Source organism: Secundilactobacillus collinoides DSM 20515 = JCM 1123, from assembly GCF_001435975.1.
Classification (GTDB): Bacteria; Bacillota; Bacilli; order Lactobacillales; family Lactobacillaceae; genus Secundilactobacillus; species Secundilactobacillus collinoides.
In genome coordinates this window covers 68,785-90,564 of the sequence record NZ_AYYR01000106.1, presented here as the reverse complement: position 1 = coordinate 90,564, position 21,780 = coordinate 68,785, and the positions used below count along the sequence as shown (strand labels likewise).

The following is a 21,780-nucleotide window of genomic DNA, read 5'->3' as shown; positions in this document are numbered from 1 at the left end:
CAGCGTCACAGCAGATGAATGACATATGCTTACCAGTTGACCGGAACTCATCAAAGTAGAGGTTTTCTGGGAGCTTTTTAAGGCGATAAGGCCGGTGCACTTCCGCGTTGATAATGCGTGCCACGCTGGTATTTGAGATACCAGTTAGGGCCGCGATTGTTGTCCCGGCCAATGATTGTTTAGCCAGTTTGATGGTCTGTTGGGCGACGCCAGGTGTGAGCGTGTGGTTGAACTTTAAGTTACTGGAACGGGCCCCACACGTGTGGCCACAGGTATGGCATAAATAGCGCTGCTTATGAACCAGTAGCCGAATCGGGTCACCATTGATCGACGGCAGCTTGGCATGGGCGAGACGGTACCCATTTCTAATGAGTGCTTTACTGTGACAGTGCGGACAATGAGTCAGTGGATAGGATAAAGTTGCTTCAATGACCTGAGAGGTGACACCTCGCTTTCTTTCAGAGTAGATAGCTAAGACATGTAGATTAGTATCTGTTAATTTGACCAGTTTTAGGATAGAATCATTATTTAGGGACACTATGTTTTCCTCACTTTCGATTATGTTGTGGTGATTTAATCGTAACATGTGAGGACATAGCGTCCTTTTATGATGGAATAAGACAATAAAAAACTGGCATTGGCGTGACCACCAATACCAGAAATTTTACAGCCACTTTTTTCTAAACGCGTTGAACGGGTTGCGCCGCGCTAGTGATCATTGTTTGGAGAAAACCATGCCAGCACTACAACGATGACCGCCATAACAACGGCAGCAATCATTGCCACGTGAAATTCGGCGGCCATCTGATGACTGCTTACCAGCGAACTTGAGAGATTAACGAAGAGAGCGAGTCCCAGAACGCCGCCTAATTGATGGGCGGTATTGATAAGCCCAGAAGCAACGCCGGTGTTGGTTTCATCGACGTTAGCCAGACCCATGTTTGTGTTTGGTGCCAACGCCAATCCCTGACCGCACCCAAGAATCAGCATTGGAATTCCCACGCTGAGCCAGTATCCTTGGTCAGTGATGAGAAGCGCCCAAATAAAGCCAATTAAGACGATGTTGACGGCCACCAAAAAAGTCCATTTGTTGTGCCAATGGGTGATCAGACGCGGCACGATGACCGCGGCAAGAAACATCGTCAGTGAGATTGGCAAGTATGCAAATCCTGTGACCAGTGGGGAATAATGATAGACCTGCTGCAGGTACTCTGAAATAAAAAACCAGTAACCCATGATGGTGCCATTCAGGATCGTTCGGTTCAGATAAGCCATTGAACGGATACGGTTTTTAAAAATGGCCAGCGGCAGAATTGCGTTGCTCCGGTGTTTTTCAATGAGAAGAAAGATGGCAAGAATCATGATGGCGATGGTCAGTGTTAAACCGACCCGGCTTGCACCCGTGAGTGAATAGACCAGCAGCCCGCAACCGAGCACAGAACTGATTGTGCCGATGACATCAAATCGTTCTGATTGAGGAGCAGTCTTTGGCAGCACTTTGGCGGTTAAGACCAACATCAGCAGACAGACTGGGGCGTTGAGATAAAAACCGACCCGCCATGACCAATAACTGGCTAATACACCGCCGAGAACGAGACCGACGCTGGATTCCAATCCGGAAATGGAACTGTACCAGGCTATGGCTTTTACCAACGCGGGGCCTTCAAAATAGTCCACTAAGAGCGCCATACTGGTCGGTGCTAGTAGTGCCGAACCGATTCCCTGCAAAAAGCGTGCTGCAATCATGATGGTTCCGGTCGGGGCTAGACCTGCTAAGAACGAGCCAACCATGAAAATGACTAAAGCCACACTAAGCACTGTCCGCCGACTTAGCGCATCGCTAAGGCGCCCACTCAGCAGTAAAAAACTCCCGAACGCTAAACCATACGCATTTTGAACCCATGAGAGTGTGATCTGATTCATGGACAGGTCGGCGGCAATTTTGGTGAGTCCAGTGATGACAATCGAATTTGATAGGGCAGTTAAGAAATAGCTTAAGAGGGCAATGACCAAAATAATTCTTTGTTTTACATGATAAGACATAGACAGCTTCCTTTTCCGGAATATATTCCACTTATTCTCTGCTATAATAAATGAACAAAGAGTTCGTTGTCAAATGGAGGAGGGGTGTTCAATGCGAATTGACGCGCAAAACAATCGGTTGAAAGTATTAGCTGCAGCCAATAAGTTATTCATGCAATTTGATGTCAATCACGTCACCATGGCCCAACTGGCGGAAGCGGCTGGTGTCGGGGTGGGGACGTTATATCGAAATTTTCCAAAAAAAGGTGACATTGTGTTGGCACTTGCGTATGATCAGCTGGACCATTACGTGGCCGAACAACAGACCTATCTCGAGCATCGTTCGGTCGACCTAACAGCCATTCGCCACGTTTTAGCTGCGTACCTCAAATTTCGTGACCATCGTCAGCGTTTATTTCCCAATGGCAGTCTAGAGACTGCGCGCCGCTACTACCAGCGACCCGAGTACCAGCAGCTGGCGGCACTTTTTAGCCAGTTGATCCGTGGAAAGCATTCAAATTTAACCTCTATGGAAGTGACGTTTCAAGCAGATATGCTGATTGCATTTTTAAGAAACGAAAGTTACAGCCTGCAACGTGAAGAGCGGGGGCTCACACAAACCGACATTTTGAACCTGATCATGAAAATGTTCTTTGGGTGATTGGCGTTAAATTTTCTATCTATTGATTCCTAACGATTTTATCTTATAATTAGACTAGCACTTCTATGAGGAAATGGAGGGTTGTCTATGAAAGCCAAAGTCGTTATTTGTGGGGATACATCGCGAATTGACAGTTTTTTAACAACGATGATCATGAAGGATCCATCAGTCGCGGGTATCGTTTTGCCGGTTGAAAGTGAAACTGAAAATTCTGACACCGCGCTGTCTGCGTTAGTGACAGCTGCGCACCTTTGCCAACAGTTTTCACTCACCGTTGGAAAAAACGAAGATCTTGCCAGTGCCGACGTTGTTGTGATTGCGCTGGAACGGCCACAAATTGCGGCTGAGGACATGTTGACTTACGTTCAAGGGATAATGCCCAAGTTTCGAAAACTTGTGAACAGCGTGATTGAGAACGGGTTTAAAGGTAAGATTTTGATTTCGGCACCATTTGATGAACTACTGGTCTATTTTGCCTGGCGTTTTTCCGGTTTACCGCAGACGCAGCTGCTGGGCGTTGGCACCTTCAGCCAGACTTTATTCTTGCAGTCACAATTAAAGGACCGGCTGCGTGTTGGTGAAAATGACGTGAGCGCGTTAGTCGTTGGGACGCCACAGCAGCAGTTGATCGTCTGGAGCCGCAGTTACGTTGGTCCTGCGCCTGTCCTGATGTACCTAGCAAATCAGGATAACCATTTCAGTGCCGAAGACATCGCCAACTTGGAAGCGGCAAGTTCAAGTCAGTCGCTGATGGACAATTGGGCAATTCAAGATTTGGCCCTGGACCGGTTACTGATGGCGTTGGTTGAAGACCGGCCGCTGATTGCAACAGTCTCGAATATTCAGACTGAGCACGAGGTGGGGGCTCTAGCCATCAGTACGCCCGTGCTTGTAAGCTTGGCGGGTGTGCGCCGACTGACTGACCTGACATTGTCTGATTCGGAAGAAACGGATTTTGAGACGATTATTTCCCAACTGAGACAAACCATTACCGAGATTGAAAACGGAAAGTTAGGTGGAACAGAATGAGTGAAAACTATGCGTACCCTTTAGCGGATGATTGGACGACCGATGAAATTATTACGGTGACCCATTTTTATCAGCTGGTTGAAAATGCGTACGAGTTATCACAGGGCGTTTTAATTAGCGAGCTGACGGATGCTTACCGGGCGTTTAAAACGATTGTGACTTCAAAATCTCAAGAAAAGCAGCTGGATAAAGCCTTTAGTAAGGTCACTGGCTACAGTATTTATTTAACAATGAAAACATCTCGTGAAACCACTAAAAAATCAGTCAAAATGAGCACGGGGAGGGAAGAACGATGACGGAGCCGACACTTGCTGAAGTTGACCAGACTGTGAAAACTTGGCTGAAAGCGTCACGTGCCCTTGTTCTGCAACGGATGACGACGCCGTTAAACGTTGATGAAAAAACGGGTCGGAAGGATCTGGTCACCAACGTTGATAAAGAAAATGAACGTTTACTAGTGAGCAAGATCAGAGCCTTTTCACCGGATAGTCAAGTCTTAGGTGAAGAAGGCTTCGGTGACAGTGTCACCGACACGACCGGATGGGTCTGGGTCGTTGATCCCATTGACGGGACGATGAACTTTGTCAAACAGCGCGACCACTTTGCGATGATGATTGCGTTGTATATTGACGGTCGGGGTGTTTTAGGGTACATTTACGATGTGATGGCCAATGTGTTATACTCCGGTGGGCCGTCATTGGGCGTTTTCAAGAACGACCAGCCATTGACAAAACCGGCCAATTTGGCGTTACGCGATGGCCTTGTTGCAATAAGCGGACCGCTAATTACAGAACAGCAGATGAATATGCCGGAAGTCGTGCGGCAAAGCGCGGGATTACGGGCGTATGGCTCTGCTGGGATTGAGTTCAGTCACATGTTAACTGGTGAACTTATTACGTATGTTTCCTATTTAAAACCTTGGGATTTTGGCGCTGGAAAAATTTTGGCCGAAACCTTGGGACTTCGGGTAACTAGAGTTGACGGGACGCCACTTAGTATGCTATCATCAGACTTCGTAATGGTAGCAACGGAAAAAGCACAACAAGACATTCTGCCAATCATCGGTTAAAGCGTCTGACTGTGACACTTAGTCACAGTTTTTTTATGGCGCAAGGTCAGCGTAGAGTGCTCATTGCGCGGCCAGGTTTAACCATTTTTAAATAAACAGGTTTGATAACGAGTCACTATGAAAGGAAGATACACACTTTGAAAACCAGAGATGATATTCGAAACATTGCAATTATCGCCCACGTTGACCACGGTAAGACGACGTTGGTTAATGAATTATTGAAACAATCTGACACTTTGGACGAACACGTTCAGATTGAAGACCGGGCTTTGGATTCTAACGCCATTGAACGGGAACGTGGGATCACAATCCTTTCTAAAAACACTGCCGTTCGTTACGGCGACAAGCAGATCAACATCTTGGATACCCCAGGACATGCCGATTTCGGTGGTGAAGTTGAACGGATCATGCGGATGGTTGACGGTGTTTTGCTGGTTGTTGATGCCTTTGAAGGGACCATGCCACAAACCCGTTTCGTTTTGAAGAAAGCCTTAGACCAACACTTGACCCCAATCGTTGTGATCAACAAGGTTGACCGTCCTGGCGCCCGTCCTGAAGAGGTTGTTGATGAAGTGCTTGATTTGTTCATCGAATTAGGTGCTGACGAAGACCAACTGGACTTCCCAGTGATCTACGCTTCAGCTATGAACGGAACTTCAAGCTACGACTCAGACTTAGCAACGCAAGAACACACTATGAAGCCAGTGTTTGACACTATTGTTGAACACATTCCATCTCCAATTGACAACTCTGACGAACCATTACAGTTCCAAGTTGCCATGTTGGACTACAACGACTTCGTTGGTCGTGTCGGCATTGGCCGGATCTTCCGAGGTACCGTTAGTGTTGGTGACAACGTTACGGTTATGAAGCTTGACGGCACTAAGAAGAACTTCCGGGTTACTAAATTATTCGGGTTCTTCGGCCTGAAGCGTTTGGAGATCAAGACGGCTAAAGCCGGTGATTTGATTGCTGTTTCTGGGATGGAAGATATCAACGTTGGTGAAACTGTCGTTGACCCAAGCACCCCTGAAGCATTACCAATCTTACGAATCGACGAACCAACCCTGCAAATGACTTTCCAAACCAACAACTCACCATTTGCCGGCCAAGACGGCAAGTTCGTGACGAGTCGTCAATTGGAAGACCGGTTGAAGACTGAATTGGAAACCGATGTTTCGCTGCGTGTCGATGACACCGACGAACCAGGCGCATGGGTCGTTTCAGGTCGTGGTGAATTGCATTTGTCAATTCTGATTGAAACCCTTCGTCGTGAAGGCTTCGAATTACAAGTATCACGGCCAGAAGTTATCTACCGCGATATTGACGGTGTTATGAGCGAACCATTTGAAGAGGTTCAAATCGACACCCCTGAAGAATACACTGGTAGCGTTATTGACAGTTTGTCACAACGTAAAGGTGAAATGCAAAACATGGAATCAACTGATAACGGCCAGTCTCGTTTGACGTTTATCGCCCCATCACGTGGGTTGATCGGTTATTCAACCGAATTCATGTCAATGACTCGTGGGTATGGTATTTTGAACCACACCTTTGAAAAGTATGCACCAGTGATCAAGAACTGGCACCCAGGCCGGACTAAGGGTACTTTGGTATCAATGAATGCCGGTAAAGCAACCACCTACGCAATGATGGGTGTTGAATCTCGTGGGACCTTGTTGATCGACCCAGGTACCGATGTGTACGAAGGGATGATTGTCGGCCAAAACAGTCGTGAAAACGACATTACGGTCAACATCACAAAGGGTAAGAACTTGACCAACGTTCGTGCCGCCGGTTCTGACGACATGGCTCGAATCAAGACGCCAACCCACTTATCACTTGAAGAATCACTTGAATTCTTGAACGAAGATGAATTCTGTGAAGTAACCCCTAACCACGTACGCTTACGTAAGCAGATTCTTGACACGAATACTCGTGAAAAAGAAGCTAAGAAGCGTCGTGCCGGTTCACGGAACTAATTCACGATTCTGAGTTGTCTGAATTAAAAAGCCAGTCGCAGATTGCGGCTGGCTTTTTTGCGTTGAGAAAAAACTGTTTGGTGCACTTTTTGCGCTATGATTGGTTGGGATAGATATCAGAAACGCCTTTTGGATAAGTGAATGGCCACTATTTATTAAGGCAGGCGGCAGGATTCAGCGGCGCTTTTTTATTTTTGCCTAAGTAGTAGCTGCAACGTGGTGTTCCTAGTTGAAGTGAGTTTCGATCCACTAAAGGCCTTGTGCCAGGCGCTTTCCTTCAATCAGTCAGGAAAAAATTCAAATTTACGCTTGTGCTGCAACTGAGTGGAAACGAGTCTCAGGAAGCAGAGACCGGTCACTCAGCGCAGTTATTAACAAACCCAAGACCAGTATTTCCAGCTAATTGCGTTTATGTGCCGTTCTCAGATTGTTTCTTTTTACGCTCTTTAAATTATTTACTTAAGCTTCATTATCAACCAGCACGATTTTTCGCGGGTATGCTATAATTTAAAGGACTTGCAGTATGCAGGTGTATTCACGAGTGTGGGGATAGTTAAATGAAAAGGTTAAGAGACTTAGATTATTTTTTGATCGTACCATATTTGATACTCTGTGCCATCGGGATTGTGATGGTCTATTCGGCAAGCTCTAACGTCGCGGTGGAAAACGGCACGACGCCGAGTGCTTATTTGGTGCGACAGGCGTTTTGGGTAGTGATTGGGCTTGGCATCACGATCTTTATGACAGCCATGAATACCCGGTATCTGCACTACAAGCAGTTTTACTGGATCGGCATGATCTTACTTGATTGTGTATTGATATGGTTGCTGGCCGCTGGGAAAACCATTAACGGTGCTTCGGGCTGGATTTCATTTGGGCCAATCAATATTCAACCGGCAGAATTTGTCAAATTCTTTTTGATTGTCGCAACGGCATCGCGCCTTGGTCGGCGCAGCGATGAAAAACCGATGCTCAGCGGTCACTGGTGGGGAATCAATGCCAAACCGATCATTCTTAGTGCATTTATGATTGGCTTGGTGCTGGTGCAACCTGATATGGGGAGCGCCGTGATCATTACTGGCATCTTAGTCATGATGTATCTCGGCAGCGGGTTCTCTTACAAGCTTATGCTCGCGATTGTTGGCAGTGGTATTGCATTTTATTTTTGCGTGTTACTGCCAATTATGTTTAAAATTGGGAAAGCCACCAATGTATCAAACTATAAATTAGCACGAATCGTCGCTTTCGTAGATCCGTTTGGCCACCAGAGCGGTTCAGGATTGCAGTTGGTGAACTCCTATTACGCGATTAGTAACGGCGGGTTATTCGGGGTCGGCCTGGGCAATTCGATTCAAAAACGCGGGTACTTGCCAGAGCCTAACACCGACTTTATTATGTCGATCATCAGTGAAGAGCTTGGACTAATTGGTATTATCATTATTCTGTGTTTGTTAGCATTTATTGTTTGTCGGGCAATTTATATCGGCATTCATTCGGAAAACACGTTTAATATTATGGTGTGCTACGGTGTGGCGACTTACTTTGCACTTCAGGCATTTGTGAATATTGGCGGCGTGGTTGGCTTTCTGCCAATCACTGGGGTGACGTTCCCGTTTATTAGTTACGGTGGTTCTAGTATGATGTCGCTGACGCTTTGTTTGGGACTGCTGATAAACGTCAGTGCACAGGAAAAAATTGCAAAAAGAAAGGGGCAGTAAACAATGCCGGCAATTCAAGAAAGAGAAGATTTAGTCGTTTACGTGTCCAATTTAAGACAGGTACGGCAATTAAAACGGTATGGGCACGTTGCGTACGTTTCTAAGCGGATGCGGTATGCTGTACTCTATGTCAACACAGATAAAGCTGCCGAAACGACCGAACAGTTGCGGCAGCTTCGGTTCGTAAAGCGAATCATTACTTCGCCGCATAAAGAATTGATCGATCTCCTGGGGCTATCGGGTAATCCAGTCGCTAAAGAGGATCAAACTGATTCCGAGGAGGACGACGATTAGATGCGAGTGATTTCAGGAGAATACGGTGGTCGACGTTTGCGCGCGGTTCCCGGTATGAAGACGCGGCCAACGACGGATAAGGTCAAAGAAGCCATTTTCAACATTATTGGTCCCTACTTTAACGGTGGAACCAGTTTGGACTTATTCGCGGGCTCCGGCGGTTTGAGTATTGAAGGCGTTTCTCGCGGGATTGACCATGCGGTTTTGATTGATCGTCAAGGGGCTGCAATCAAGACGATTCATCAAAATATCGAAGTTACGAAAGAGCCCGACAAGTTCACGGTTTATAAACGTGACGCTGAAAAAATGCTTAAAACTCTGCAGGAACAAGGAATGTCCTTCAATCTGGTTTATTTTGATCCGCCGTATCGGGAACAAAAAATCATGAAAGAAATCGACCTATTACAGGAGCTGTCCCTATTGGCACCAGAATGCTGTATCATGTGTGAGACTAATCAGGAAGCCAATCTGCCTGAAACGGTCGGTGCTGCTAAACTGGTTGAACAAAAATCATACGGCATTACCAAGGTTACTATATATGAAATGCCAGAGGAGGGGTAGACTGATGACTAAAGCAGTATTTCCAGGTAGTTTTGATCCCTTAACGAAGGGGCATTTGAATTTAATTCAGCGGGCAAGTCACTTATTTGATGAACTGATCGTGACCGTTGGGACTAACATCAGTAAACGATCACTATTTACACCTGATGAGCGGGTGGCACTGATTCAGAAAAGTGTTGCTGATTTACCCAACGTAACGGTACGGACCGAGGGCGGCCTAACGGTGGATTTTGTGAAATCGGTCAACGCCAGTGTGATTTTACGGGGACTTCGCAATTCAAAAGATTACGAGTACGAAGCAGGTATCGCGCAGATGAACCACTACTTAGACAATGGTATTGAGACGCTGTTTTTACTGACTGATGCTAAGTATGCGTTCATCTCATCGAGCCTTTTGAAAGAGGTGCTGCACTTCGGCGGGGATATTTCAGAATTGGTACCACCCGCAGTAGCGGCGGCACTTGCTGAGAAGTGAGGATGGGGAGTTTATGAAAAAGATACTGAGGAAACGTATCACTAAGATTACCCTTGGCGTTATTGCGGGAATCTTAGTTTTGGTGGGGCTCTTTTGGCCGCTGCCTTACTACATTGAAACACCTGGTTCGGGAACCAATTTGAAGTCGTTTGTCAGCATTAAAAAACATCCGGATAAACGATCTGGAGAATACATGATCATGACGGTGGAACTTGCGCGGGCCAGACCAATTACATATGCCTTAGCAAAGGTCTTGCCGTACCACGAGATTGATACCGAAAAAAGTGTCACGGGCGGTCAGAGCGGCGCCACTTACATGAAAATGCAGAATTTTTACATGCAAAGTGCCATTAATGAGGCCAAAGCCGTTGCGGTAAAGGCAGCTGGCGATAAAGTGACCAAGGATTATCTTGGCATTTACGTCATGGAAGTACAGAAAAATTCTAAGTTCAAAGGCAAATTAAAAGTCGGCGATACGATTACTAAGGTCAACGGCCGCCACTTCGAAAGCGCGTATGGTTTCCAAAATTATATTCGTAAGCAAAAGGTTGGCAAAAGACTGACGGTGACCTATCAACGAGATGGTGTTAAACATACGGTGACGGAACCGCTGATCAAACTGTCGAGCGGCCAACCGGGCATCGGCATCATTCTGACGGATAATGTCAAAATTAAAACGTCGCCCAAGGTCTCCGTTGACCCCGGCCAAATCGGTGGTCCGTCAGGCGGGTTGATGATGAGTCTGCAGATCTACACACAACTGACTAACACCAACTTGCGGCATGGCCGAAAGATAGCAGGTACTGGAACCATTAATCCAGATGGCTCCGTAGGCGAAATTGGCGGGATCGATAAAAAAATCGTGGCAGCCAAAAAAGCGGGCGCAACCATTTTCTTCGCACCGTACGTCAAACCAACAAAGGCTGTCTTGAAACTGGAAGAACACCACGAGACAAATTATCAAATGGCCAAAAAGACAGCAAAGAAGGTCGCACCGAACATGAAAGTGGTCCCTGTGACAAGCTTTAAGCAGGCGGTTAGGTATTTGGAGGAGCATAGGTAGAGAGAGTGCGGAGCAAGCCGTTTAGGGGGCGGAGCGTAAGGGACTCTGGCAGATATGCCTGAACTTGGCATATTTGCCAGAGTCCCTTACGTAGTAGCCCCCTGGCTTGCGCAGCACGTTTAGTCTCGAGGACAGAGACCCACCCATCAGGAAGCTCTACTCCTTAAGTCCCAAATAATGCTCGCAACTCAATGTGAGCAACCAAAACCTCACAGCCAAAACACCCGGGTATCCCACTGCACGTTTAGTCTCGAAAGCAGAGACCCAAAAAGTTATCTGAGATTTATAATCCAAAAAGGACAAATAACGTGCGAAAATGGGCGCTATTCGCCCACCTAAGAACCATCGACCAGATTCACATCAAGTCATTTCAAACAATGTTAACTGACCGACAAACAACCGACATTTAGTTAACACCATACCAAATTCTAAAACAAAAAAGTTTGCCGTTATTTTCAATCGCGACAAACTTTTTTATTTTCTCCCACGTAGTTAAGGGGTAAGAAGGGAGGAATAGTGTTGGATAGGTTAAAGGAACTGTTAGGAACGATGGGGCGAGAAGTTTGGCTCATTGCGGGGATTGCCGTTGCAGCAATCGGAATCATGTTTTTGATGCTGCATCAAGCCCCACAACAGACAACGGCGCAACCGGAATCTGCCGTGATATCTGATAGCTTAGCTGTGGCCAGCAGCAGTGCACCGAGTGCGGCTGCCAGTCAATCAATGACGATGTATGTGGATATCAAAGGTGCTGTGAAGAATCCTGGGTTAAAAAAAGTGACCGGTGATATGCGAGTGATCGATGCGGTTCAATTGGCCGGTGGATTTGCGGCCAGTGCGGATCAGAAACAAGTGAACTTAGCCCAGCGGTTAACTGATCAGCAAGTGGTCTATATTCCAAAACGCGGCGAAACGGCACCGTCTATGGCAACAGGCGGCGCTGGTGCGGGTGCCAGCAGCGAAGCACCCCAAGTTAATTTGAATTCGGCCGATTTAGAACAACTTCAACAACTTGACGGTGTTGGCGAAAAGAAAGCACAAAAAATCATTGATTACCGGAGTGCCAAGGGGCAATTTCAATCCATCGAAGATATTAAGAACGTTTCCGGATTTGGTGACAAGACATTTGAACGTTTAAAACCGCAACTCGCGGTCTGAATCTTGCGAGATGTTAGGTGGTTTTTCAATTTTTTGGTATACTGAGTTTTGTTCAACTTAAGTGAAAAATTGAGAGCGTTACGTCATTATCGGAGGCAAAAACATGACGAAAAAGAGAATTCCTTGGGATCAATACTTTATGATGCAATCTGTCCTGTTGGCCAGTCGAAGTACTTGTAATCGACTTTCCGTTGGGGCCACGATTGTTCGTGACAAGCGAATCATAGCTGGCGGGTATAACGGGTCTGTTTCCGGCGATGTGCACTGTATCGATGAGGGGTGTTACCTCGTTGACGGGCATTGTGTGCGGACGATTCATGCTGAAATGAATGCGATTTTGCAGTGCGCCAAATTTGGCGAACGGACGGATGGAGCTGAGATTTATGTCACCGATTTTCCGTGCCTGCAATGCACGAAAATGTTGCTGCAAGCTGGCATCAAAAAGATTTCATACCTGCGCAACTACCATAATGATCCGTACGCAATGGAATTGATTAAAATGAAAAATGTTGAATTAAACCAAGTCACTTTGGACGAGGAAATGATTAAACGGGCTTCTTTTGAGACCTATTTAACTGACCATCAATAAAACAATTATTTGGCTTGCTGTTTTAGTAGGCTGTTTGAGCGGCTGTTTCTTTGGCCAATTCTGGGTGGCGGCTGGATTGACTGGCATCTGGGCGGTTCGAATTCTTTTGTTGAGGGATCGCGTGATTGCCATCTGGGCGTTAGTTGTGAGCGTGGTATTTGGGTGCTGGTTTGCATTTCAGCATGATCAGCGCCAGCAGCGAACCCTGCCAGAAATGACAAATACCACGGTTCAATTGCGCGTGCAACCAGATGACGTTTTGGTTGGCCCGGATAGCGTTCAGGTGAAGGGCCGGCTGCCGACTGGCCAACTTGTAACCGGCCAGTACTATGTCGGCGAAGGCGAAAAACCGGAGCCGCAATGGCGGGTTATGAAAACCAGCGTGATGACAGTGGCTGGAGACATCCAGCAATTCGCACCGGCTACGAACGTCAATGAGTTTGATTACGGTGAGTATCAGCGTCAAAACGGGGTCTTTAACCGGGTCAAGATTTCACGGTTGGTGGCGGTTCGCCCGGCGGTTCCGAGAACGCTTTGGCAAAGTTGGCTGAATGGCTGTCACGCCATTCGACAACGATTGATTCTTCAGACAAAACGGCTGCCGCCATTGCTTGCAATGTATGTTCAAGGGCTGTTTCTCGGATTTCGTGCGGATAATTTTTACGATAATCTGTCTGCTGTAACTGACCTGGGTCTGATTCATTTGTTTAGTATTTCAGGTTTTCACGTGGTGTGGTTAACAGCGTTGGTCGCCTTTGTTCTGAAACGATTGCGGTGCTCTGAGACCATGGTGAACGTGATACTCATACTAGTGCTGCCCTCGTACTATATTCTGGCTGGGGCGGCACCGAGCCTGCTGCGAGCAATATTAGTGTCAATGCTTGTTATAATTGCCGCATTAGCCGGGTGGAAGATATCGCCATTAACGTTATGGGGACTGAGTTTGATGCTGGCTTTGATCTGGTATCCCGCGCTGCTGATGCAACTGGGCGGCCAATTAAGCTATGCCTTGGCGTTTGCACTGATTTTCGTTGAGGGACGGTCGGCTTTTGCCAAAACGATGCTGCTTAATCTGGTGAGTCTGCCCTTTGTGCTCTACCATGTGTACCAATGGCACATCTGGTCCTTACTAGCAAACTTATTGATTCTTCCAGTATTTAGCTGGCTTATTTTTCCAGTGACACTCATTGGGGCCGTTGTCGGCTTGAAATTTCCAATGTTGGCGCAAATGTGCGATCATTTATTAGGCTGGTTTACGCGGGCGTTGGACGCAATCGCGGCGATGCCGGGGATGATCACTTTCGGCAAACCGCATATCTTACTCGTTATTGCGTTGGTTGTGCTGACCCTGCTTCTTTTAGCCGGTCGGCATCAGCGCCAAGTTATCATTGGGTTGACAGCAGTCTACACGCTTGCCTTTATGCTGATCCACTTTCCTGTGAAAGGCGAGGTCACGTTTTTTGATATTGGTCAGGGTGACAGTTTTATGATCAGGGAACCACTTGGTCGTCAGATTACCATGATTGACACTGGTGGGGACGTTTTCTTTGGCGGCCACCAGGTCAAAAGACGCAGTCGGGCATTACGCCTGAATATTAACTATATGAAGAGTATGGGTATCCATCGAATCGATGCGTTATGCTTATCACATCAGGACGCGGATCACGTTGGTTTTGTTGGCGATGTTTTGCAGACAATGGATGTTAAACGGTTGTACATCCCCTGGGGGATGGCGGCCAACCCGCAGTTTATGAGACGAATTAGGCCTGGATTGAAACACACAAAACTGATTAGCGTTCATGCAGGTCAGCACATCACTGGGTCCGGTTTAGATGTGCTTCATCCGTTCACCCCGGGATTAGGCGGCAACGAAGATTCAATGGTTTTAACGGGCGTATATGGCGGGTTGCGTTTCACCTTTACTGGTGATTTGGGTCAGGAGGGCGAAAAGGATGTCATTGCGCATTATCCTAACCTCAGGACGGATGTGCTGAAACTTGGGCACCATGGGAGCAAAACGGCATCGGCACCTGAATTTATTCAGGCTTTGAAACCAAAGTGGGGCATTATCTCAGCGGGACGCAATAATCGCTACGGACACCCCAATCCAGAAACGTTAGCAACCCTTGCACAGCAGCACGTGCCATTTTTTAATACGCAAACAAACGGCATGATCCGATACCGGTTTCGGGATCATCACCCCGGATACTGGGAAACGGTGATGAAGGAGGAAAAAGATTGAGTTACGAAACGGTCATGAAATCATTACACAATCACACGCCGGTCTCGGTCTATCTGATTACTGGTGATCAGGCCTATTTAGTGAACCGCTTAAAAAACACGTTCACCGGACTGATCCCGGAAGAGGAACGGACCATGAATTTTGCGAGTTATGATATGGAATCGACACCCATTGCACAGGCGTTAGATGATGCGATGTCGGCGCCGTTTTTTGGTGACCGCCGGCTGGTCTTTGTGGACCATGCCTACTTTTTAACGACTGATCCGCATAAGGGGATTAAGGTTGATCATGATATGGACAGTCTTTTGACATATCTTAAACATCCAGAGCCCACGACTGTCATCGTTTTTTTGGCCACAACTGGTAAGCTTGACAGCCGAAAAAAAGTGGTCAAAACGCTCAAAAAGGTGGCCGAAGTCGTTTCCTTGGAAGCAATCGGCGAACACCAAATCAAGCAGTTGGTTGAAACTGATTTGCAAAATAATGGGTTTCAGATGCAGCCGGAAGCGTTTAGCAAACTACTGCAACGAACAGGATCAGATCTGTCGTTGATTATGAACGAACTGCCTAAGTTGAAAATGGCCAGTTATGATTCCAAGCAGATCGGTGTGGATGTGGTCCAGGAATTGGTGACCAAGTCGCTGGACCAAAACGTTTTTGATCTGGTGAACGATGTCATGTCCAAGCAAATCGATGCGGCGTTGTCGCTTTATCGTCAGTTGATTTTGACCAAGGAAGAGCCGCTTAGAATTAACGCCGTGCTGGTCAGCCAATTTCGACTGTTGATTCAAACCAAGATATTGGTGAAAAACGGTTATAGCCAGGGTAGTATTGCAAGCACTTTAAAGGTGCACCCATACCGTGTTAAATTGGCGATGCAAAGTACCAGAAGGCTGAAATTAGATGATTTAAAACGGGCTTATCTAGGCCTGATCGACATTGAAAAATCGTTGAAATCATCGACTAAGGATCCCGAGACTTTATTCGAACTGTTTATGCTAAAATTTTTGAATGAGGTGGCTTAACACGGCAAGCAGGCACTTGGGATGTTAGCGAAATTAATGGTTTGCGAGGACAACGCAAAAAAAGACTGATTCGCAAGGAATCAGTCTTTTTTATGGTGTTTAAGTTTAAGTTAGGCGTTTGCTTTAGCAAGACGAGCAGCCATCCGTGACTTGTCACGAGCAGCTTTGTTACGCTTGATTAAACCCTTTGAAGCGGCTTTGTCAACAGCGCTTGATGCAGCGACGTATAAGTCAGCAGCCTTTTCATCATGAGCAGTGACAGCAGTTTCGAACTTCTTAACAGTAGTCCGCATAGTGCTGAGCTGTGCTGAGTTGCGCTTGTTTGCCTTAACGTTAGTCTTGGCACGTTCGATAGCAGATTTGATAATTGGCAATGATTTCACCTCCACAGTAAAAAAGAGCCAAATGGCTTTTTAAATATTCAACGAGTGTTATTATACAGAATCTAAAGGGTGATTGCAACACCTCTATCCGAAATGTAAAGTAAAAATACTTGATAATGAAATGGCTTGTGTTCAAGCACGATGTTGTGTACAATGATTAAGGTTCAGATGCCCGTACTTAGTTTCGCGTGATCTCACTCACGGTAACTCAGTATTGGGTGAATCAAAATAATATATTAAGGTGGGAATTTTTACCATGGCTATTAGTCAAGAAAAGAAAAACGAAATCATCAAGCAATACGCACGTCACGATGGCGATACTGGTTCAGCTGAAGTGCAAATTGCTGTTTTAACTGCTGATATCAACAGCATTAACGATCATATGAAGGCCCACAAGAAGGACTTCCATTCACAACGCGGTTTGATGAAGAAAATCGGTCACCGTCGTAACTTATTGGCTTACCTTCGTAAGTCAGACGTACAACGTTACCGTGACTTGATCCAAAACTTGGGTCTGCGTCGTTAATATTACGTCTTATCAAGAGAACTGCCTTTCGGTGGTTCTCTTTTTTTGTCTGGTGAGAAGCCGGCATAGCAATCAACCTCCTTGAACTGTGAATGAACGACAGCGGCATTGAAGCGTAGAGTCGCGACCAAACAGCAAAGCTGTCCCGATGGGCACGTTAGGGTTTTGACGAAATATACATAATATTGTGTTAAGGTAACGTATTTAAAAAGTGCGTGCTGAAATTAACCGTAATTTAAGCTTTGTTGCTGGCGAGGCGCTTTTTCAAAGGGCTTTCCAAAAACAATAATAGTCAAAATTATTTGCTTTTAAAATACGGCGAGGTGCAGCTGCCTCCGCTTATTAAAGTAGAATAAACCAACTAGACTGCGTTTGTGCAAACGGTGGACGGCAGTGTTCATATTTTGAAATGGACAGCAGTGAAAAGTGTTTTTCGGTTCCGCATGGAGGAAACAGGAGATGAGGTTTTCCAAGCGGCCGAAGTATGATAAATCTCAATTCAGCGACATTGTCAGTTAAGCAGGCTAATGAGGGATATTGCGTGAAGTCGGGGGTGCTTATTCAGTTATGATGGGTGCATTTTTGGCGGACAAAGACTTCCATCCGCTAGCTTCTTCCACAGGTTACCAAAGTGTGATAAACTAATGACAGCTTGTAGTCGTGCCTAAATTAGTGAATTTAGGGAAAAAGTTAGTGATGTGTATTTATCAAGAATGACAAATACGCTCAAAAATGAGATAGAAGACAGTTTGAGGTGAATTATGGAAGAAGCAACAGTAAAAATTATGCCGTTGGGCGGTGTTCGCGAAAACGGTAAGAATATGTACGTCGTTGACGTTAACGATGGTATTTATGTTCTTGATTGCGGGTTGAAATACCCTGAAAACGAACTACTTGGGATCGATATTGTGATTCCAGATTATAATTATTTACGTGAAAATAAGGACCGGATCGTTGGGGTATTTTTGACTCACGGTCACGCGGATGCCATTGGGGCACTGCCGTACTTTTTGAGTGAATTCAACGTGCCCGTTTTTGGCTCAGAAATGACGATTGAATTGGCGAAACTTAACGTTAAAGATGATCCTAACTCGAAAGATTTTGATGATTTTCACGTGGTTGACGAGCGTACTGAAATTGATTTTGGCGATGTGACCGTTTCGTTCTTTAAAACGACACACTCGATTCCAGAATCAATGGGTATCGTGTTGGGCACCGCTTCTGGCAACATTGTGTATACCGGCGACTTTAAGTTTGATCAGACGGCCTCCAAGGGTTATCAGACCGACTATGCCCGGTTAGCTGAAATTGGGAAACAGGGTGTTTTGGCGTTGTTGAGTGATTCTGCTAATGCCGAAAATCCTAATGAAACAGCGAGTGAACGTGATATCGCTGAAATGGTCGACGAGACCCTGAACTACCATAATGGGCGGGTCATTGTTGCGAGTGTCGGCTCAAACATTGTGCGATTACAGCAGATTTTTAATGCTGCTGCGCGCAACAATCGGAAAATCCTGCTAACGGGACGCGATATTGAAAAAATCGTAGATACCGCACTGCGACTGAACAAATTGATTCTGCCGGCCGACGATTTATTGATCAAACAAGAAGACTTGGAAAAACTGGCCCCTGAACAGGTCACCATCATTCAGACCGGTCGGATGGGCGAGCCAATTAAGGCCTTGCAACGGATGGCAAACGGCCAAGAAAAAGGGCTCAGTATTGATGAGGGCGACCTCGTCTTTATCACAACGACACCATCCCACGCGATGGAAACGACTGTGGCCAAAACACGGGACATGATCTATCGGGCCGGTGGCGAAGTCAAAGCCATCTCGGATGAGTTAAACTCCTCCGGTCACGCCAGCAAAAATGATCTGCAGTTGATGATCAACTTGCTTCACCCGACTTATCTGATTCCCATTCAGGGGGAATTCCGGTTACTTTCAGCGCATGCGCACGCTGCTGAGGCAGTTGGTATGAAGGCCGATCACATTTTCTTGACTGCGAAGGGTGATCAACTCGTTTACGATAAGGGCGAAATGGTTCTCAGCGGCAGCATTGAAGTGGGTAACACCATGATTGATGGTATCGGGGTCGGGGACATCGGCAACATTGTCCTGCGTGACCGAAAAGTCCTGTCTGAAGACGGTATTTTTGTGGCTGTGGTTACGATCGACCATAAAAAGAAGCAGATCATTGGTGAGCCGAAGATCACTTCCCGTGGCTTTGTTTACGTAAAAGCGAACAAGGATCTCATGCATGAAAGCGCTGAAATTATCAAGAACGTTGTTCAAAAGAACCTTGATAACAAGGAGTACGACTGGACCCACCTGAAGCAAGACGTCCGTGAGAAGCTGAACCACTATCTGTTTGACCAAACACGGCGTCATCCGGTGATTCTGCCCGTTATCATGGAAGTTGATCCGCGGCGGCATAAGCCAAAGAGCAATAAGGGTAAAAAAAAGAAGGCAGCCGATAACAAGCCAGCTGCTGATAAGACAAAAAAAGGCGCTTCAAAGACGAAGACGCCAGCTAAAAATGACGACTAATTAAAACCGTACTCCAGTAATGGAGCGCGGTTTTATTTTGAGGGGGGCGGCTTAAATGACGAACGACAGGCTGTTAAAATCTGCAAATGACGCGTTTAGCGATGAAAATTGGGCGAAGGCTGCGGACTTATATGATCAGCTGTACCAGGCTGAAAAAACCGTTAAATTAAATCATCTATTGGTGAAAAGCCGCTATGAAATGGGTCGTCCCGAAACGGCCTTGGCGGTGATGCGCGAACAGGAACAATCATACTTCGAAGATAATTACCACGTTATTCTTTGGACAAAGGTAATGTTGGCCAACCGGTTGAACGTGATGGTCAGGGTGGCTATGAAAACGTTGACTGCTGTCCCTCACGAAATGGGCGTACTCGTGACCGAATATGAAGATGTGTATTTGCAAACCGCACACTTTTCAAAGGATTACCAGCAGTTTTATCAGTTGAGCGCGCAGAATTTGACGGGTCAACGGCATCAATTTGAAGTTGGTAAGGCCTTACCACTGAAAGAGTGGTTGGCTGCAGCAACCCATCTGCTCACTGACCCGTTTGTGAAGCCAATCGTCCGGGTGAGTTTGTTGGAATTAATGCACAAGTTAAAAACGGACACGCCTGTGCATTATCTTTGGTTGGACGGCCAGCCCCATGATGTGGTACCCAGTGATCTTCCAGAGCTCGATGACATTCCAATCGTTCAAGCGACACAGGCGGCGTTAGGACAGGTGGTGGCTGACGATGACCCGATTACTCAGCAGTTGTACTCAGAGTCGCTTAGGGTGCAATTATCGCTACTATATCCGTTTGTCGATCATGCGGTCACGAACTCGAAGAAGTGGGTGCGGGTTCTAACTGGACAGATTTCGCCTGATGATCCGAATTCGGAATTACAGACGATGATGAAGTGGCAGGCCAAATTAGCGAAAATGATGCAGGAAATGACCCCATAATTGAAAAAAGTTATGGAAAATCGCGAAAAAACACACATTTTTGTTTACAAACGATTGCCCAGTCTATATAATGTTTTAAGGATTCTTCTTGAGGGATTCTCGATTTACCTTTTCGGGAAGAAGTAGTATAATTTACATCAAAGGGTTGCTGGTTTTTTGCCAGCATTATCTTTGTGAAAAATACAGGAGGTTTCATTAATGGCAAAGGAAACATATGAAAGAACTAAGCCCCATGTAAACATTGGTACTATTGGCCATATTGACCATGGGAAGACCACTTTGACTGCAGCAATCACTAAGGTTTTAGCCGCTAAAGGTTTGGCTAAGGCTGAAGATTATGCTGACATTGATAAGGCACCTGAGGAACGTGAACGTGGTATCACGATCAACACTGCCCACGTTGAATATGAAACTGAAAAGCGTCACTACGCACATATTGATGCCCCAGGACATGCTGATTACATCAAGAACATGATCACTGGTGCCGCTCAAATGGATGGTGCCATCTTAGTTGTTGCCGCAACTGATGGTCCTATGCCACAAACGCGTGAACACATTCTGTTGGCTCGCCAAGTGGGTGTTGAATACATCGTTGTATTCTTGAACAAGACCGACTTAGTTGATGACGACGAATTGATCGACTTGGTTGAAATGGAAGTCCGTGAATTACTTTCAGAATACGATTACCCTGGTGATGATATTCCTGTTATCCGCGGTTCTGCTTTAAAGGCGCTTGAAGGCGACGAAGAACAAGAAAAGGTTATCTTACACTTAATGGACGTTGTTGATGAATACATCCCAACACCAGTTCGTGATAACGACAAGCCATTCTTGATGCCTGTTGAAGACGTCTTTACTATTACTGGTCGTGGTACTGTTGCTTCTGGTCGTATCGATCGTGGTACTATCAAAGTCGGCGATGAAGTTGAAATCGTTGGTCTTCAAGAAGAAATCTTGAAGAGTACTGTTACTGGTTTGGAAATGTTCCGTAAGACTTTGGAATTTGGTGAAGCCGGCGATAACGTTGGTGTTCTGTTGCGTGGTATTAACCGTGAACAAGTTGTTCGTGGCCAAGTGCTTGCAGCTCCAGGTTCAATCCAAACTCACAAGAAGTTCAAGGGTGAAGTTTATATCCTTTCTAAAGAAGAAGGTGGCCGTCATACGCCATTCTTCTCAAACTACCGTCCACAATTCTACTTCCACACCACTGATATCACTGGTGTTATCGAATTGCCTGATGGCGTAGAAATGGTTATGCCTGGCGATAACGTCACTTTCGAAGTTGACTTGATCGCTCCAGCTGCCATTGAAAAGGGTACTAAGTTCACTGTCCGTGAAGGTGGCCATACTGTTGGTGCCGGTGTCGCTTCAGACATCATGGACTAAGCTTTTAGCCTAAATGAACAAGAGAAGTCCGAGAAGGTTTCCTTTTCGGGCTTTTTTTATTGGTGACGATGGTTGCAAATTCATTAACATCACTGCTAT

Annotated in this window: 21 protein-coding genes; 18 read left to right on the top strand and 3 right to left on the bottom strand. The window is 46.1% G+C overall.

The genetic code is table 11. The features are described from left to right. Both FC82_RS14280 and FC82_RS14275 read right to left on the bottom strand, forming a co-directional pair. Nucleotides 1–538, bottom strand: a 538-nt coding sequence (locus FC82_RS14280; RefSeq protein WP_162260956.1) for a transposase family protein, incomplete at its 3' end; no start/stop codon positions are given. Nucleotides 539–708: 170 nt separating this feature from the next. Next, nucleotides 709–2,043 carry an MFS transporter gene (locus FC82_RS14275; RefSeq protein ID WP_056997340.1) on the bottom strand — a complete coding sequence of 445 codons (1,335 nt, stop codon included), beginning with the start codon at nt 2,041–2,043 and terminating at the stop codon, nt 709–711. A 91-nt stretch (nt 2,044–2,134) separates the two neighbouring features. Here FC82_RS14275 and FC82_RS14270 point away from each other — a divergent pair, with 91 nt between their 5' ends. The 14 genes from FC82_RS14270 (at nt 2,135) to holA (ending at nt 15,888) form a co-directional block, all read left to right on the top strand. After that, entirely contained in the window at nt 2,135–2,683 is a 549-nt protein-coding gene (locus FC82_RS14270) for a TetR/AcrR family transcriptional regulator (protein WP_054759927.1), read from the top strand. An 87-nt stretch (nt 2,684–2,770) separates the two neighbouring features. Then, a complete protein-coding gene (locus FC82_RS14265) occupies nt 2,771–3,712 on the top strand; it encodes a Rossmann-fold NAD(P)-binding domain-containing protein (protein WP_056997339.1) in 942 nt (313 codons plus the stop codon). Next, on the top strand, nt 3,709–4,008 hold the full coding sequence (locus FC82_RS14260; RefSeq protein WP_056997338.1) for a UPF0223 family protein: 300 nt from the start codon (nt 3,709–3,711) through the stop codon (nt 4,006–4,008). The genes FC82_RS14265 and FC82_RS14260 overlap by 4 nt, the downstream gene beginning before the upstream one ends. Beyond that, nucleotides 4,005–4,781, top strand: coding sequence for an inositol monophosphatase family protein (locus FC82_RS14255; protein ID WP_056997337.1), 777 nt, complete (start codon nt 4,005–4,007; stop codon nt 4,779–4,781). The genes FC82_RS14260 and FC82_RS14255 overlap by 4 nt, the downstream gene beginning before the upstream one ends. 137 nt (nt 4,782–4,918) lie before the next feature. Continuing rightward, nucleotides 4,919–6,763 (top strand): translational GTPase TypA, encoded by a 1,845-nt coding sequence (typA, locus tag FC82_RS14250; RefSeq protein WP_054759924.1) that lies wholly within the window; start codon nt 4,919–4,921, stop codon nt 6,761–6,763. Nucleotides 6,764–7,320: 557 nt separating this feature from the next. Beyond that, entirely contained in the window at nt 7,321–8,481 is a 1,161-nt protein-coding gene (locus tag FC82_RS14245) for an FtsW/RodA/SpoVE family cell cycle protein (protein WP_056997336.1), read from the top strand. 3 nt (nt 8,482–8,484) lie between these two features. Further along, on the top strand, nt 8,485–8,775 hold the full coding sequence (locus FC82_RS14240) for a YlbG family protein (protein ID WP_056997335.1): 291 nt from the start codon (nt 8,485–8,487) through the stop codon (nt 8,773–8,775). Beyond that, on the top strand, nt 8,776–9,336 hold the full coding sequence (gene rsmD, locus FC82_RS14235; RefSeq protein WP_056997334.1) for a 16S rRNA (guanine(966)-N(2))-methyltransferase RsmD: 561 nt from the start codon (nt 8,776–8,778) through the stop codon (nt 9,334–9,336). It abuts the gene before it with no gap. A 4-nt stretch (nt 9,337–9,340) separates the two neighbouring features. Beyond that, nucleotides 9,341–9,811 (top strand): pantetheine-phosphate adenylyltransferase, encoded by a 471-nt coding sequence (gene coaD, locus FC82_RS14230; RefSeq protein ID WP_054759920.1) that lies wholly within the window; start codon nt 9,341–9,343, stop codon nt 9,809–9,811. Nucleotides 9,812–9,824: 13 nt separating this feature from the next. Further along, nucleotides 9,825–10,874 carry a SepM family pheromone-processing serine protease gene (locus FC82_RS14225; RefSeq protein WP_056997333.1) on the top strand — a complete coding sequence of 350 codons (1,050 nt, stop codon included), beginning with the start codon at nt 9,825–9,827 and terminating at the stop codon, nt 10,872–10,874. 519 nt (nt 10,875–11,393) lie between these two features. Continuing rightward, complete coding sequence (locus tag FC82_RS14220; RefSeq protein ID WP_056997332.1) at nt 11,394–12,032, top strand: helix-hairpin-helix domain-containing protein; 639 nt, start codon at nt 11,394–11,396, stop codon at nt 12,030–12,032. A gap of 103 nt (nt 12,033–12,135) precedes the next feature. Beyond that, nucleotides 12,136–12,621 carry a ComE operon protein 2 gene (locus FC82_RS14215; RefSeq protein ID WP_054759916.1) on the top strand — a complete coding sequence of 162 codons (486 nt, stop codon included), beginning with the start codon at nt 12,136–12,138 and terminating at the stop codon, nt 12,619–12,621. A 64-nt stretch (nt 12,622–12,685) separates the two neighbouring features. Then, the gene (locus FC82_RS14210; RefSeq protein ID WP_268873509.1) at nt 12,686–14,863 is read left to right on the top strand and encodes a DNA internalization-related competence protein ComEC/Rec2; all 2,178 of its coding nucleotides are present in this window, start codon (nt 12,686–12,688) and stop codon (nt 14,861–14,863) included. Beyond that, a complete protein-coding gene (holA, locus tag FC82_RS14205) occupies nt 14,860–15,888 on the top strand; it encodes a DNA polymerase III subunit delta (protein WP_056997330.1) in 1,029 nt (342 codons plus the stop codon). Before FC82_RS14210 ends, holA begins: the two co-directional genes overlap by 4 nt. 110 nt (nt 15,889–15,998) lie before the next feature. Here holA and rpsT read toward each other — a convergent pair whose 3' ends face one another. After that, nucleotides 15,999–16,262: a 30S ribosomal protein S20 gene (gene rpsT, locus FC82_RS14200; protein WP_054759909.1), complete on the bottom strand. Its 264-nt coding sequence runs from the start codon at nt 16,260–16,262 to the stop codon at nt 15,999–16,001. 265 nt (nt 16,263–16,527) lie between these two features. Here rpsT and rpsO point away from each other — a divergent pair, with 265 nt between their 5' ends. The 4 genes from rpsO (at nt 16,528) to tuf (ending at nt 21,681) form a co-directional block, all read left to right on the top strand. Then, nucleotides 16,528–16,797 (top strand): 30S ribosomal protein S15, encoded by a 270-nt coding sequence (rpsO, locus tag FC82_RS14195; protein ID WP_054759907.1) that lies wholly within the window; start codon nt 16,528–16,530, stop codon nt 16,795–16,797. Nucleotides 16,798–17,558: 761 nt separating this feature from the next. Beyond that, nucleotides 17,559–19,349, top strand: coding sequence for a ribonuclease J (locus FC82_RS14190; RefSeq protein WP_054759905.1), 1,791 nt, complete (start codon nt 17,559–17,561; stop codon nt 19,347–19,349). Between the two features lie 55 nt (nt 19,350–19,404). Further along, nucleotides 19,405–20,295, top strand: coding sequence for a hypothetical protein (locus FC82_RS14185; RefSeq protein ID WP_056997329.1), 891 nt, complete (start codon nt 19,405–19,407; stop codon nt 20,293–20,295). A 198-nt stretch (nt 20,296–20,493) separates the two neighbouring features. Beyond that, on the top strand, nt 20,494–21,681 hold the full coding sequence (gene tuf, locus FC82_RS14180; RefSeq protein WP_056997328.1) for an elongation factor Tu: 1,188 nt from the start codon (nt 20,494–20,496) through the stop codon (nt 21,679–21,681). The last annotated feature ends 99 nt before the right edge of the window (nt 21,682–21,780 follow it).